9 protein-coding genes are annotated in these 15,278 nt (G+C 66.2%); 3 read left to right on the top strand and 6 right to left on the bottom strand.

Going from position 1 to position 15,278, the window contains the following annotated elements:
* Positions 1-12: 12 nt before the first annotated feature.
* The 3 genes from D0B54_RS21720 (at position 13) to D0B54_RS21710 (ending at position 5,945) form a co-directional block, all read left to right on the top strand.
* Positions 13-2,583 (top strand): DUF1302 domain-containing protein, encoded by a 2,571-nt coding sequence (locus tag D0B54_RS21720; RefSeq protein WP_240433490.1) that lies wholly within the window; start codon positions 13-15, stop codon positions 2,581-2,583.
* A gap of 16 nt (positions 2,584-2,599) precedes the next feature.
* The gene (locus D0B54_RS21715; RefSeq protein ID WP_240433489.1) at positions 2,600-3,958 is read left to right on the top strand and encodes a DUF1329 domain-containing protein; all 1,359 of its coding nucleotides are present in this window, start codon (positions 2,600-2,602) and stop codon (positions 3,956-3,958) included.
* A gap of 91 nt (positions 3,959-4,049) precedes the next feature.
* On the top strand, positions 4,050-5,945 hold the full coding sequence (locus tag D0B54_RS21710; protein WP_117294076.1) for a propionyl-CoA synthetase: 1,896 nt from the start codon (positions 4,050-4,052) through the stop codon (positions 5,943-5,945).
* Between the two features lie 105 nt (positions 5,946-6,050).
* On the opposite strand, the gene D0B54_RS21705 is transcribed toward D0B54_RS21710, so the two are convergent.
* Genes D0B54_RS21705 through D0B54_RS21680 form a run of 6 tightly spaced genes read right to left on the bottom strand, consistent with a single transcriptional unit; the run spans position 6,051 to position 15,268 of the window.
* Positions 6,051-7,208 (bottom strand): acyl-CoA dehydrogenase family protein, encoded by a 1,158-nt coding sequence (locus D0B54_RS21705; RefSeq protein ID WP_117295442.1) that lies wholly within the window; start codon positions 7,206-7,208, stop codon positions 6,051-6,053.
* A 32-nt stretch (positions 7,209-7,240) separates the two neighbouring features.
* Positions 7,241-9,400 carry a 3-hydroxyacyl-CoA dehydrogenase NAD-binding domain-containing protein gene (locus D0B54_RS21700; RefSeq protein ID WP_117294074.1) on the bottom strand — a complete coding sequence of 720 codons (2,160 nt, stop codon included), beginning with the start codon at positions 9,398-9,400 and terminating at the stop codon, positions 7,241-7,243.
* Between the two features lie 4 nt (positions 9,401-9,404).
* Entirely contained in the window at positions 9,405-10,613 is a 1,209-nt protein-coding gene (locus D0B54_RS21695) for an acetyl-CoA C-acetyltransferase (RefSeq protein WP_117294072.1), read from the bottom strand.
* A gap of 34 nt (positions 10,614-10,647) precedes the next feature.
* Positions 10,648-12,474: an acyclic terpene utilization AtuA family protein gene (locus D0B54_RS21690; protein ID WP_240433488.1), complete on the bottom strand. Its 1,827-nt coding sequence runs from the start codon at positions 12,472-12,474 to the stop codon at positions 10,648-10,650.
* Positions 12,471-14,450, bottom strand: a complete 1,980-nt coding sequence (locus D0B54_RS21685) for an ATP-binding protein (RefSeq protein ID WP_117294069.1) — start codon at positions 14,448-14,450, stop codon at positions 12,471-12,473. Before D0B54_RS21685 ends, D0B54_RS21690 begins: the two co-directional genes overlap by 4 nt.
* Positions 14,447-15,268 carry an enoyl-CoA hydratase/isomerase family protein gene (locus tag D0B54_RS21680; protein ID WP_205527203.1) on the bottom strand — a complete coding sequence of 274 codons (822 nt, stop codon included), beginning with the start codon at positions 15,266-15,268 and terminating at the stop codon, positions 14,447-14,449. Before D0B54_RS21680 ends, D0B54_RS21685 begins: the two co-directional genes overlap by 4 nt.
* Between the last annotated feature and the right edge of the window lie 10 nt (positions 15,269-15,278).

The raw sequence follows: 15,278 nt of genomic DNA, 5'->3' as shown, positions 1-15,278 counted from the left end.
AGGAGAGCAAACATGATGTCGCCAAGAGTCACCGAGGTTGCGCCGGGATGCACGTCGATCCGCAAGGCCCTGGCAATGGCCTTTCTCATCGGGCTGGGGTGCACCGGTCAGGCCTGGGCGATCAGCTTCAGCATCCCCTGGGGCGAGGAAACGATCGAGGGCGTTTCCAACACCAACATCACGGCCGGCGCCCAGTGGCGCATGGAAGACCGCGCGCACGACCTGGTCGGCAAGAGCAACCTCGGGCCGATCTGCGGCCGTGGTCCGGATGGCCGGCTGTACTACCAGAGCTGCCAGGGGCTGTTCCGCGAGCAGACCTTCCCGGCCGAGCACCTGGTGGCGCAACCCGGGCAGTTCACCAGCAATGCCGATGACGGCAACCTCAACTACAACCGGGGCGACATCACCCAGGCGCCGCTGAAGATCACCCAGGACCTGACGCTGACCTACGGCGACTTCGGACTGTTCGTGAAGGGCCTGTTCTTCCACGATTTCATCAACGACGATTTCACCGAATACCACCCCAACCGCATCACCCGCGAGAACCTGCTGCAGGTGGGCACGGTGTCAAAGCCGGGCGACGAACTGCTCGGCCTGCCGCTGGCGCTTCCGGTGCTGACAGTGCGCAACGATTCCATTGCCTGCCCGCCGGAACGCAACCCGGGCGGCGGCCCCTGTGGCCTGGTCTACGGCCGCGGCGGCGTGGTGAAGAACAAGCGCAGCGACCAGGAAACCCTGCGCCAGATCGGCCAGGACTTCCAGTTGCTGGATGCCGTGTTCTACGGTCAGACGCAACTGCCCTGGGGCCAGAGCCTCAGCTTCAAGCTGGGCCGTCAGGGCATCAACTGGGGCGAATCGACGCTGCTGTTCTTCGATTCGATCAATGCGGTCAATCCGCCCAACCTGAACAATTTCTTTCGTGTCGGCAACGCGCTGGATGAAGTCTTCACGCCGGTGGGCGCGCTGTTCCTGCAGACCCAGGTCGCGGAAGGCCTGTCGCTGGAGGCCTTCTACCAGTACGAATGGGAAGGGCTGGAAGCACCGGCGCCCGGTTCCTTCTGGTCGCCGATCGATGTCGGCACGAACAACGCGATCGATTTCCTGACGCTGGGCTTCGGGCAAACCGCGGAAGATCCGGATCGCGTCGCGATGCTGCTGGACAACCCGCTGTCCGGCACGACCCATACCACCGGCCAGATCCAGCGCCTGCCGGATCGCAAGCCGCCCGATGGCGGACAGTATGGCGTGGCGCTGAAGTACTACGCGGAGGAGTTCAACAACGGCACCGAGTTCGGGCTGTACTACATGAACTACCACTCGCGCCTGCCGTACGTGAGCATGATCTCGGTGCCCGAGGGCTGCGCCAAGCACGCGCGCAATCTCCAGGGCTTCCTGCTCGGCTGCCCCGATATGCCGATACTGCACACGCTACTGGTGAGGCCCAACGATCCGCAGGGTGCCAGCAGCGACGTCACGCAGTTCGACAACATCAGGTTCTTCCTCGACTACCCTGAAGACATCCAGATGTTCGGCCTGTCGTTCAACACCACGGTCGGCGACATCTCGCTGCAGGGCGAGGTGGCCTACCGGCCGGACAACCCACTGCAGGTGGACGTCGAGGACCTCGGCTTCATGGCCTATGGTCCTTCGGCGACCAACTGCCATCTGCCCGACGCCGGCTGCTCGGGCTCCGGGCAGGGCAACCTGTTGGGGCTGTTGCCGCCTGAACTGGCCAACCTGGTACCGGCGGCCATAGGCCAGCTCACCAATCTCGGCGTTCATCCGGACGGTAGTGTCTCGGGCTACGATTCCAGCGACTACGTGATCGATGCGCAGGGGACGCGCGGCGCCTTTCCGGACACCCTGGACCTGATCATCGGCCACCTGGCGGGCTCCGGGCGCCACTTTCCTTCCTTCATCGCGCCTTACCGCGGCTACGTCGTCGGCACCAATCCGCCGGAGTCCTACATCCGCGGCTGGGAGTACTTCGACACCTACCAGTTCAATCTCGGCGGCACCTACGTGATGGATGCTTCGACCGGCCTGGCCGCAGCAATCGCCTCCGACCAGATCATCGTGCTGGGCGAAACGGGTGCCACCTGGGTTCCGGACCTGCCGCCGCTGGACGTGCTGCAGCTGGAGGCGCCGGGGACCTTCCTGCATGCCAGTGCCGGCGCCGACGGTTCCGGCGCGGATCGCTCGCGCCAGGCCTGCTCGACGAATCTCGCCTGCAGCTACGGCCCGGATGGCCTGCGCTTCAATCCGCACCAGCAGGACCTGGATGCGTATCCGGACAAGCTGTCCTACGGCTACGCAGTGGCGATGCTGATCAAGTACGAATCGGTATTGCCCGGCATCAGCCTGCAGCCGACGATCGTATGGAAGCACGATGTCCATGGCACTTCGCCGGGGCTGGTCAGCAATTTCATCGAGGGGCGCAAGATCGCCGACATCGGTATGGAAATCCGCTACAAGTCGCAGCTGTCCTTCAACCTGGGCTACACCTGGCTCACCGGCGGTGGCAGCTCCAACCTGCTGCGCGACCGCGACTCGGCGCGCGCCTTCGTCAAGTACCAGTTCTGAACCTCCAGGAGATGCCGTGATCCACCATCGAACGCTGGCGCTGTCCGCCGGCCTGCTGCTCGGCGTGATCGGCTTTCCGGCTGCCGCCAAGGTTTCTTCCGCCGAGGCGGCGAAGCTCGGCAAGGAACTGACGCCGGTCGGAGCGGAGGCTGCGGCCAACAAGGATGGCTCGGTGCCGGCGTGGACGCCGGCGGGGAAGCGCGGTCCCCTGAAGGGTGCGTACCCGAGTAATCCGGAGATCGACGGCGAGCAGCCGCTGTACACGATCACCAGGGACAACATGGCGCAGTACGCGGACAAGCTGACCGAAGGCCACAAGAAGCTGCTGTCGTCCTACGACAGTTACAAGATGAAGGTCTACCCGAGTCACCGCGTGGTGTCGTTTCCCGATTTCATCTACAAGGCGACGATCGCCAACGCGACGAGCTGCGAACTGATCGGGACCGACACCCCTGACAACTGTCGGCAGGGCTTCACCTTCCCGATCCCGAAGTCCGGCGCCGAGGTGATGTGGAACCACAAGGTTCGTTATCGCGGCGAGAGTGCGCGTCGCTACAACAACCAGATGATCGTGCAGGCCAATGGCAACTATCAGCTGACCAAGATCGCCGAGGACGCGAAGTTCTACTATGCCGTCGAGAAGAACCCGGTGCCGCTGACCAGAGACAGCGGCCTTTTCATCAAGTACTTCTCGCAAACACTGACACCGCCGCGTCTGGCCGGCACCATGATCCTGGTGCACGAGCGCGCCGGCACGGGCAACGCCGGCCGCGCCGCCTGGCTGTACTCGCCCGGCCTCAAGCGTATCCGCCGCGCGCCGACGGTCTGCTGCGACGGGCCCTACGAGGGTACCGACGGTCACCAGTTCTACGATCAGGTCGACATCTTCAATGGCGTGCTGGAGCGCTATACCTGGACGATCGTCGGCAAGAAGGACATGATCATTCCCTACAACTCCAACAGGATCGGCAGCCCGGCGGTCAAGCTGTCCGACCTGGCCCGGCGCCATCACCTGAATCAGGACCTGCCGCGCTACGAACTGCACCGCGTATGGATCGTCGAGGCCGACATCCGCCCCGGCACCAGCCATACCTTCGCCAAGCGGCGCCTGTATCTGGACGAAGATGGCTGGGCCCCGGCTGCCGCCGACAACTACGACAACCGCAAGCAGCTCTACCAGTTCCAGGAAGGGCACCTCGCGTTCAGCTACAACGTGCAGACGCTGGGCGGTGTTCCGGAAGTGATCTACCACTTCAACTCCGGACGCTACTTCCTCACGGCCATGGCCAACGAAGACAAGCCGAACGACTACTCGGCGCGCTTCGAGGACAGCTACTTCGAGCCGGGTACGGTGCAGAAGCGCTCGACCAAGTAGCGGGTAGCAACAGTCGCCATCGACGCTCCCGGGCGTCGCCCCCCTTTTGACTCGCCGGCCTACGGCGGGATTTTCCTGCGTGGAACACCCGATGAGCCGCTACCCAACCGAATACCGCCGCTCGCTGGCCGAGCCCGAAGCCTTCTGGGCCGAGCAGGCGCGCAAGCTGCACTGGCACAAACCCTGGGACCGCGTACTCGACGCCGACAAGGCGCCGATGTACCGCTGGTTCACCGGCGGCCAGTTCAACACCTGCTACAACGCCCTGGACCGCCACGTCGAGAATGGCCGCGCCGAGCAGGACGCACTGATCTACGACAGCCCGGTCACCGGCACGGTGCGCCGCTATACCTACCGCGAGCTGCGCGATGCCGTGGCCCGCTTCGCCGGCGCCCTGCGCGCGCAGGGCGTCAGGCAGGGCGAGCGCGTGGTGATCTACATGCCGATGGTGCCGGAAGCGGCCATCGCCATGCTGGCCTGCGCCCGCATCGGCGCGATCCACTCCGTGGTGTTCGGCGGCTTCGCCGCACCGGAGCTGGCCAAGCGCATCGACGACGCCCAGCCGGTGCTGGTGGTCTGCGCCAGCTGCGGCGTCGAAGCCGGGCGCATCATCGAGTACAAGCCGCTGCTGGACCAGGCCCTGGCACTGGCCGCGCACCCGCCGGCCCACTGCCTGGTCCTGCAGCGCCCGCAATGCCTTGCCCAGTTGCAGGCCCCGCGCGACCTGGACTGGAACCAGGCCGTGGCCGCCGCCGAGCCGGCCGACTGCGTGCCGGTGGCTGCCACCGATCCGCTGTACGTGCTCTACACCTCCGGCACCACCGGCAAGCCCAAGGGCGTGGTGCGCGACCATGGCGGCCACGCCGTGGCGATGCGCTATTCCATGGAAGCGGTCTACGACGTGCAGCCCGGCGAAGTGTTCTGGGCCGCCTCGGACGTGGGCTGGGTGGTGGGCCACTCCTACATCGTCTATGCGCCGCTGCTGCAGGGCTGCACCACGGTCCTCTACGAGGGCAAGCCGGTGGGCACGCCGGATGCCGGCGCCTTCTGGCGCGTGATCGCCCAGCACCGCGTCAGCACCTTCTTCACCGCGCCCACGGCCTTCCGCGCGATCAAGAAGGAAGACCCCAAGGGCGCCCTGCTGCAGAAGTACGACATCTCCTGCCTGCGCGCCCTGTTCCTGGCCGGCGAGCGTTCCGACCCGGACACGATCCAGTGGGCGCAGCAGATGCTGCAGGTGCCGGTGGTGGATCACTGGTGGCAGACCGAGCTGGGCTGGCCGGCGATCGCCAACTGCCTGGGGCTGGAGCCGATGCCGGTGAAACCGGGCTCCGCCACCGTGCCGGTGCCGGGCTTCGAGCTCTGCGCGCTGGACGCCGACGGCAGGCGCCTGGGCGCCGACGAGATCGGCAACCTGGTGCTGAAGCTGCCGCTGCCGCCGGGCACGCTGCTGACGATGTGGAACAACGAGCAGGGTTATCGCGAGAACTACCTGGACCGGTATCCGGGCTGGTATCTGACCGGCGATGCCGGCTATGTCGATGCCGACGGCTACGGCTGGATCATGTCGCGCATCGACGACATCATCAATGTCGCCGGTCATCGCCTTTCCACGGGGGGCATGGAGGAAGTGCTGGCCGGCCACCCGGACGTGGCGGAGTGCGCCGTGATCGGTGCGGCCGATCCCCTGAAGGGGCAGCTGCCGGTGGGGCTGGTGGTGCTGAAGGCCGGCGTCGATCGGCCGCAGGACGAGCTGATCCGGGAGCTGGTGGAGCGTGTGCGCTCGCAGATCGGGGCGGTGGCCTGCTTCAAGCAGGCCACCGTGGTCACGCGCCTGCCCAAGACGCGCTCCGGCAAGGTGCTGCGCGCGACCATGCGCGCCATCGCCGACGGCAAGCCCTACACCGCGCCGGCGACGATCGATGATCCGAAGTGCCTGGAGGAGATTGCGGTGGCGCTGAAGGGGCTGGGGTATCCGGCGGCGTAACAAAACCCCTGATATGCAGGAGCCAGCAAGCTGGCTCCTGCTGTGCACCAGTCCGAAACCTGAGCTGACAACCGTCCGGCCTTCAGTTCTGTCTGAACAAATCGCTTACTTCGCAGCACCGCCGGTGAAGCCGTCCATGGTGGAGAGCACGCGCATCATTACTTCGTCGGCGCCGCCGCCGATGCCGAGCAGGCGGTTATCGCGGAAAAAGCGGGAGGTCCAGGTTTCTTCCATGTAACCGATGCCACCGTGGACCTGTACGCACCAGTCCGCCACCTGGCGGCTCAAGCGGCCGGCCTTGAGTTTGGCGATGGTGGCGCGCCGGGTTGTGTCTTCGCCGCGCGCAAAGGCCTTGCCCATTTCGTGGTTGTAGACCCGCAGCAAGTCGACTTCCGCGGCGAACTCGGCGTACTGGTACTGCAGATACTGGTTGTCGGCGAGCGTCTGTCCGAACAGTTTGCGCTGGCGGGCATAATCGCGGGTGCGGGCCAGGGCGATATCCATGCAAGGGGGCACGGAGTAGCAGCCCCACATGCGTTCGCGCACGAACTGCTGCATCTGCTGCTGAAAGCCGCGGCCAATCTGGCCGATGGTGTTGCTGACCGGCACGCGCACGTCGTCGAACGACAGCAGCCCCGTATCGGAGGCGCGCATGCCGAGCTTGTCGAGCTTGCGCGACACCTTGAAGCCGGGGGTCTTGGCGGGAACGATGATCTGGCTCATGCCCCGGAAGCCGATTTCATCGGACGTCCGCACCAGCACGCACAGCCAGTCGGCCTGCAGCGCGTTGGTGATGAACATCTTGGAGCCGTTGATGATCCAGTCATCGCCGTCGCGGCGCGCGCGGCTGCGAATCGCCGACACGTCGGAGCCGGCACCGGGTTCGGTGATGGCGACGGCCGCGACCATCTCGCCCCGCATGGCCGGGGCCAGGAAGGCCTCCTTGAGTTCGTGCGTGCCGTGATCGTGCAGCGACGGCGTGGCCATGCCGTTGTGCACGCCGAACGCCATCGGGAAGGCGCCGTTGTCGATGCGCCCCAATTCCTCGGCCAGCACCAGCGTGAACAGGTGATCGGCGCCCTGGCCGCCATAGGCGGGATCGTAATCCAGGCCGAGGAAGCCGAGCTTCGCCATGTCGGCGAAGATCTCGTGCAGGGGCATCATTTCAGCCCGCTCCCACTCCTCGATATGCGGGTTGATTTCCTTTTCTACGTAACGACGGACAGAGGCCCGGAACTGTTCGTGTTCGCTGGTGAAGTTCATGCTGTTCTCTTCGCTCATGGTTTCTCTCAGCGTCATGCGTAGGCCTTGCCTTCAGCGGCGCGCGCGACCAGTGACGGCGGCGGGGTGAAGCGCGCGCCGTAGCGTCCGGCCAGTTCCGTCGCGCGGGCGGCAAAACCAGGCAGTCCGCCGGGGTACTGGTTGATGTACTGGATGACGCCGCCGGTCCACGCCGGGTAGCCGATGCCGAAGATCGAGCCGATGTTGGCGTCCGGCACGGTGCGCAGCACGCCCTCGTCGAAGCAACGGATGGTTTCGACCGCCATCAGGACCAACATGCGTTCCTTCATGTCCTCGAAGGGAATCTCGCGGGAGCCGCTGTTGAAGGCGTCCTTCAGGCCGGGCCACAAGCCGATGCGTTTGCCTTTTGCGTCGTAGTCGTAGAAGCCGCCGCCGGTGGAACGCCCCGAGCGCTGGTACTGGTTGACGACTCGGGTCAGCACCGGTTCGGCTTCGACGCCGGTAAAGGTCTTGCCCTTGTCCGCGAAGGCCGTCTTCATGAGCATCAGGATCTTCAACGCCAGCGAGACCGTGAGTTCATCCAGCACCTGCAGCGGCCCCGCCGGGAAGCCGGCCTGGGTGCCGGCCTGCTCGATGGACACCGGGCTGACGCCCTCGTTGAGCATGGCGACGGCCTCGAAGAGGAAGCCCGCCATCACGCGGCTGGTGAAAAAGCCCTGGCTGTCGTTGACGACGATGGGGGTTTTCTTGATAGCCAGCACATAGTCGATCGCCTTTGCCAGCGTGGCATCGCTGGTCTTGTCGCCGACCACGATCTCGACCAGCGGCATCTTGTCCACCGGCGAGAAGAAATGCAGGCCGATGAAGTCCTCCTGCCGCTGGACACCGGTGGCGAGATGGGTGATCGGCAAGGTGGAGGTGTTGGAGGCCAGCAGGGCGTCGGGGCGGACCCGCTTCTCGATGCTGGCGAACACGGCCTTCTTCAGCTCCGTGTCCTCGAACACGGCCTCGACCACCAGGTCCGCGCCGGCGCAGTCCTCGTCATTGGCAGTGGGGACGATGCGGGCCAGGATTTCGTTGCGCTTCTCGGGGCTCATGCGGCCCTTGGCGACGGCCTTGTCGAGCAGGCCCTGTGAATAGGCCTTGCCCTTTTCGGCCGCTTCCAGGCTGCGGTCCTTGAGGATGACCTGCATGCCGGCCATGGCCTGCACATAGGCAATGCCGGCGCCCATCATGCCGGCGCCCAACACGACGGACTTCTGGAACTCGGTGACCGGATAGCCCTTCGGCCGGCTGCCGCCCCTGGTGATGGACTGCAGATCGAAGAAGAAGGCCTGGATCATGTTGCGGGTGACCGGGCCGGTGACCAGCTCCATCAGGTAACGCGTCTCGATCTTGAAGGCGCCGTCGATGTCGACCTGCGTGCCCTCGATGACAGTCGCCAGAATCGCGCGCGGCGCCGGCATCGGCTGGCCCTTGAGCTGCTTGCGCAGATTGGCCGGAAAGGCCGGCAGATTGGCGGCAAAGGCCGGGGTGGAGGGCGTACCGCCCGGAATCCTGTAGCCCTTCACATCCCAGGGCTGCTGGGCAGCCGGGTTGACCTTGATCCAGGCGCGGGCCTTCGCCATGAGTTCTTCCGGCGTCTGCGCGAGTTCGTCGACCAGGCCGACCGCCAGCGCCTTGGCCGGCTTGTAGCGCTGGCCCTGCAGCAGCACGTCCGTCAGCGCCTTCTGGATGCCGAACATCCGCACGGTGCGTGTCACGCCGCCGGCGGCAGGCAGCAGACCCAGCGTCACCTCGGGCAGGCCGATTTCGCTGCCGCGCACCTCCAGCGCCACGCGGTGATGGCAGGCCAGCGCAATCTCGTAGCCGCCGCCGAGCGCGGCGCCATTGATGGCGGCCACCACGGGAACGCCCAGCGTTTCCAGCGTGCGGAGATCCGCCTTCATCTGGTTCAGCTCCGCGCTCAGGGCAGGCACTTCGGCGGAGGTGAAGCTGAGAAAGCGATTGAGGTCGGCACCCGCGAAGAAGGTCTTCTTGGCCGAGGTCAGGATGACGCCGGTGATGGACTCGCGCTCGGTGGCCAGGCGCTGCACCGTCGCAGTGAGCGCGCGCTCGAAACCTTCGGTGAGCGTGTTGGCGGACGCGCCTTCGGCGTCCAGGGTCAGGATGACGATACCTTCGGCATCCTTTTGCCATTTGATGTCGGACATGTGTTCAGACCCTCTCGATGATGGTGGCGATGCCGATGCCGGCACCGACGCAGAGCGTGATCAGGGCACGGCGGCCGCCGCGGCGCTCCAGTTCGTCCAGCATGGTGCCGACGAGGATGGCGCCGGTGGCGCCCAGCGGGTGGCCCATGGCGATGGCGCCGCCGTTGACGTTGACCTTCTCGTCCGGCAGCCCAAGGTCCTTCTGGACCTTCAGCGGCACCGCCGCGAACGCCTCGTTGATCTCGAACAGATCGATGTCGTCGACGGTCAGCCCCGCCGTCGCCAGCACCTTGCGGATGGCAGGTGTGGGCCCGGTCAGCATGAGGGTCGATTCCGCGCCGGAGACGGCGGTGGCGACGATGCGCGCACGCGGCTTCAGGCCCAGGTCTTTGCCAACCTGCGCGTTGCCGATGAGCATCAGGCAGGCGCCGTCGACGATGCCCGAGGAGTTGCCCGGCGTATGCACATGGGTGATGCGTTCCACCCAGTGATAGCGCTGCAGCGCGACGGCATCGAAGCCGCCCATCTCGCCCATCGCCGCGAAGGACGGGGTGAGCCCGGCCAGGGTATCGGTCGTGGTGGGACGCACCAGTTCGTCATGATCGAGGATGACCTGGCCGCTGCGGTCCTTCACCGGGACGATCGATTTCGCGAAATAGCCATTTTTCCAGGCGGTCGCTGCCCGCTCTTGGGAGCGCACAGCGTAGGCGTCGACATCGGCGCGACTGAAGCCTTCCATCGTGGCGACCAGGTCAATGGCAACGCCCTGCGGCACCAGGTAGCCGTCGTAGTTGGTGGCCGGGTCCTGGGTGTAGGCGCCGCCGTCGGAACCCAGCGGTATGCGCGACATGGATTCCACGCCACCAGCGAGAATCAGCGAATCCCAGCCCGACGCGACTTTTTGCGCGGCGGTGTTCACCGCTTCGAGGCCGGAAGCGCAAAAGCGGTTCAGCTGCACGCCGGACACCGTCGGCGGCAGGCCGGCGGCCAGCGCCGCGATCTTGGGCAGGTTGGAGCCTTGATCGCCAATCGGGCTGACGACGCCGAGGATCACATCGTCAATGCGGTTCGTATCCAGCGTCGGATTGCGGCGGCGCATCTCCTGGATCAGTCCGACCACCAGGTCGATCGGTTTGACCGTGTACAGCGCCCCGTTTTTCTTGCCGCGACCGCGCGGGGTGCGGATCGCGTCGTAGATGAATGCCTCAGTCATTTCTTACCTTCTATGCAAGGGTTAAAACAGAATTTCAGCGGCCCGGCCGGTCGCTCTCGATGGATGCCAATGCCAGCAGCTGGGTGGGGATGCGGATCGGCATATCCAGAAGTTGCTGCGCGGCGGCCTTTCCTTGAGGGTCGATTCTCAGCGAGATCGTCCCATTGGCGGCGAGGCTTTCGCGCAAGACGAAATTGACCGCGCGGATACCCGGCAGGACGAAGCGCTCAACCCGTGTGGCCCCGAAGTGCGCGAGATACTCGGCGACCCGCGCGGCCGTGAGCTGCGCGTGAATGATGGGTTCGAAAGCCGCATCCCGGGCGATGATCCCGATGTTGCTGTCGTTGCCCTTGTCGCCGCTGCGGCCATGCGCAATGGCGATGAGCGGCACTTCGACCATCGCCTGTTCCGGCCCGGCCGGGGGAATGGGCGCATCGATGCCACGGCGGGCGGTGCAGGGTTTGCAGATCTGCGCAGGCACGTCAGCCGCCGCGACGGGCTTCCCATCGACCTCGACGGTTGCGGGCACCCGTTCTCGCGAAACAAGAAAGCTTTCCAGGCGCATGACCGGCGAGGGCTGCGGCAAGGCGCCGCCACCGCCCATCCCCGGCGGGCCTGACAGCCCCATGGAAGGAAACTCGCGGGAGAAGCTGCCCAGCGCCTTGGCGTCGTCGTGATGCAGGGCGATCCGCACCATGACCTCGCGCGCATCCTGCCGGCGGGCGTTCGCGCCGTAAGTATCTTCGGCCCCGATGATCTCGATCCGCTCGCCGCGAAAGCCGGCAAAGCCCTTCGCCGCCAACAGCGTGCGGCCGCGAGCGACCAGGTCTGCAGCGACCCGGCGCGCCTTGGGCACAGCCTCGCGGCCTCCGAGGAAAAACAGGATGTTGAGGCGGTAGCCGTCGAGCACCTGCGCGCAGGCCTTGAGCGTCGGAGTCGGGGCCGTGCCACGGGCGCCGCGAACCTCGACGCGGTTCGGCGCGATTTCCGACACGCGCACCTGCGTCCAGTCACAGACGACATCCGGCAGCAGGTAGGCCGCGGGATCACCGATCTCGTAGACCAACTGTTCGGTGACGGTGCGAGGGTCAACCAGACCATCACTGCCGCTGGGCGTGGTGATGACAAAGCTGCCGTCGGCGGCAACCTCGGCGATCGGGTATCCGCTGTTCGCCCAGCTTCCCGTGGCGCGCCAGTCCGTGAGCAGTCCGCCGGTGGATTGCGGGCCGCATTCGAGCAGGTGGCCTGCAAGGCTGCCCGCCGACAGCTGGTCGTAGTCCTCGTGTTTCCAGCCAAACTCGTGGATCAGCGGCCCGAGCACCAGCGCACTGTCGGCGCAGCGGCCGGTGATCACGATATCGGCGCCGGCAGCAAGGGCTGCGGCAATCGGACGTGCGCCGAGGTAGGCGTTGAAGCTCACCGGGGATGGCGGGATCGGAGTGCCGTGGCTCATCTCGGTCAGGCCGCTGCTGCGGAGCGTGTCCGCTTGCGCGAGCAGGTCGTCGCCCACCACCGTCGCTACCGACAGCTTTACACCCGCCTTGTCGGCCAGGACGCGCAAGGCCTCCGCGGCGGCCTGTGGATTGATGCCGCCCGCATTGGTGATGACGCGAACCTTGCGCTCGCGGAACGCGGCAATATTGCTGCCGATGACCGCGATGATGTCGCGCGCATAGCCCTGCGTCGGATCCTTGAGGCGTGCCTTGGTGAGCACGCCCATGGTGATCTCGGCCAGGCCCTCGTAGATCAGGTAGTTGCAGCGCCCGTCGGCCAGCAGTTGCGGGGTGGCGAGATACGAATCTCCCCACATGCCGGCGGCTCCGCCGATGGTAACGGTGGGCTTCATTTGCCGTTCGCTCATGCTACATCCTCGATTTTTTCTTGTTTCGAAATGGGTGTGGGCGCGATGCGCGCCAGCAGTTGATTGGCGACGACCTGCGTGCCTGCGGCAATGATCTCGCCGATGCGGCCGGCCACATCGGCAACGATGGACATTTCCATTTTCATCGCCTCCAGCACCAGCAGGGTGTCACCGACGGCGACTTCCGCGCCGGTGGGGAAGAACACTGCGGTCACGACGCCGTGCATCGGGGCTGTCAGCACGCCACTGCCGCTGGCCGTGGCGGACACCGGCTCGGCGAGCAGCACATCGCGTACCGCCAGATCCAGTTGCGGGAAACGGATCAGCACCTGATCCGCGGCGGGAAAGACCGCGGTGGCTTCAACGCTCACGCCGTCAATGCTGAGTTGTTCGCCGCTCAGCACGATGTGGTGGCAGGCGCCGTCGAGACTGACCTCGAGCCCGCTGGCGCCGCGGCTCAGCTGCGCCGCGAGTTTGTGATCTCCGAATGCCAGCAACTGGGTCGCCTTCTGACGGCCGGCATTGCTCCAGCCGGACAGGCCGGGGCTGCGGCGCTCGGCTGCGCGCTCGCGCTCGCGGTGCAGGAAGGCGGCGGCAATCGCCAGTTGCGCGGTCGTAGGGAGCCGCGGCCCATTCAATACGTTCTCGTTGAGGAAGGCTGTCGTCGCGGCGCCGGCCGCGAACGCCGGGTGACGCAGGATGTCGGCGAGAAACCCGCGATTGGTGGTGACCCCGAGCAGGGTGGTCTGCTCCAGCGCGGCGATCAGCCGCCGTCGCGCGTCATCGCGATCCCGGCCGTGCGCGATGATCTTCGCCAGCATCGGATCGTAGTTCGAGCTGACGCTGCTGCCGGCGGCGATACCGGCATCGACACGGATACCGTCACCGGAGGGCGGCTGCCATGCCGACACGGGCCCGACCGATGGCAGATAGCCATTGGCCGGGTCTTCGGCGTACAGCCGGACTTCGATGGCATGACCGTCTAGGCGAACATCCTCCTGCGCAATCGTCAGCGGCTCGCCCTGGGCGATGCGAAGCTGCCAGGCCACGAGGTCGAGACCGGTGATGAACTCGGTGACCGGGTGCTCGACCTGCAGGCGCGTGTTCATTTCCAGGAACGCGAAGCTGCCGTCTTCGTCGAGGATGAACTCCACTGTGCCCGCGCCGACATAACTGACCCGCCTCGCAGCGGCGATGGCGGCCTTGCTCATCGCCTCGCGCAGAGCGGCATTCACCGCCGGGCTGGGAGCTTCCTCGATCACTTTCTGGTGGCGGCGCTGGACTGAGCAGTCACGCTCGCCGAGGGCGATCACATGCCTGTGCTCATCGGCCAGAACCTGGATCTCGATGTGGCGAGGGCGTACCACTGCCCGCTCGATGATGAGCACGTCCGAGCCGAAAGCGGCGGCGGCTTCGCGCCGCGCCGCGGCCAGCGCCGCCGGCAATGCCTCGGCTGCCGCGACCAGGCGCATGCCCTTGCCACCACCACCGGCGGCGGCTTTCACCATCACCGGATAGCCGATGCGACGGGCTTCGGCGATCAGCACCTCGTCGCCCTGCGCCTCACCCTGGTATCCGGCGAGCAGTGGCACGCCGGCTTCCAGCATCAGCCGCTTGGCCGCCGCCTTGTCACCCATCTTGCGGATCGCGTCCGGTGGAGGGCCAATGAACACCAGCCCGGCCTCGGCGCAGGCCTCTGCGAACGCCGCGTTCTCCGACAGGAAGCCGTATCCCGGATGGATGGCCTGCGCACCAGCGCGCCGCGCGGCGTCAATGATGCGCTGCGGGTCGAGGTAGGACTCGCGGACCGGCGCCGGCCCGATCCGCACCGCGACATCTGCGGCGCATGTGTGCGGCGCACCCGCGTCAGCATCGGAATATACCGCCACCGTGCGGTAGCCCTGTGCGCGGGCAGAGCGGATGACCCGCGCGGCAATCTCGCCGCGATTGGCGATCAGAACGGTGTCGAACCTCATCGAGCACCGTCCTGCGGCACCCAGGACGGGTGGCCTTTGCTTATGAAAGCGGAGACGCCATCGCGTGCTTCGGCGCCCAGCATGGCCGCGGCAAACTGTGCTGCGGCGGTGTCGAGCAGTTCGTCGAGCGGGGTGGTCGCTGCGGCGTGGACAAGGTTCTTGGTCATGGCGTTCGCACCGGGCGCGCAGCGCAGCACCTGTGCCAGCACACGCTCGATGGCGCGGTCGAGCGCGATGGAGTCGGCAAGCACTTCATCGACGAGACCGAGCGCGGCCGCTGTGGCGGCGTCGAAGCGCGCGGCGGTCAACATCAGGCGCCGTGCCTGATGCGCGCCGACGCGGGCGACCACGAACGGAGAAATCTGCGCGGGCGGCAGACCCAGCGTGGTTTCGGTCAGGGAGAAGCGGGCGTCCGCCGTCGCGAGTGTGATGTCGGCGATCGAGGCCAGCCCAACGCCGCCGCCCATCGCAGCGCCCTCGACGGCGGCGATCACCACCTGCGGCAGGCGGTCCAATGCGGACAACAGCGTGCCGTAAGTGCGGTTGTGCGCCGCAATCTGCCGGGCATCCGAGACGCCGTTCTGGCTGACGCTACGGAAGTCCTTGATGTCGCCGCCTGCGCAGAACACCCCACCGGCGCCGCGCAGAACCACCGCGCGCAGCGTGCCATGGTTTTGCCGGGCATAGGTGGCAAGCTGTTGCAAACTGTTGATGAGCGTCGCGGAAAGCGCATTGCGCCGTTCCGGCCGGTTGAGCGTCACGGTGAGGACGCCGGCACGCTCATCCAGCAGCAGGTCGTCGAGATCGTTCAAGGGCATGTAGGTTCCG

Origin of the sequence: Solimonas sp. K1W22B-7 (assembly GCF_003428335.1) — a bacterium.
Lineage (GTDB): Bacteria > Pseudomonadota > Gammaproteobacteria > Nevskiales > Nevskiaceae > Solimonas_A.
The sequence above is the reverse complement of the archived record's forward strand: the minus strand, read 5'-3'. Positions and strand labels throughout refer to the sequence as shown.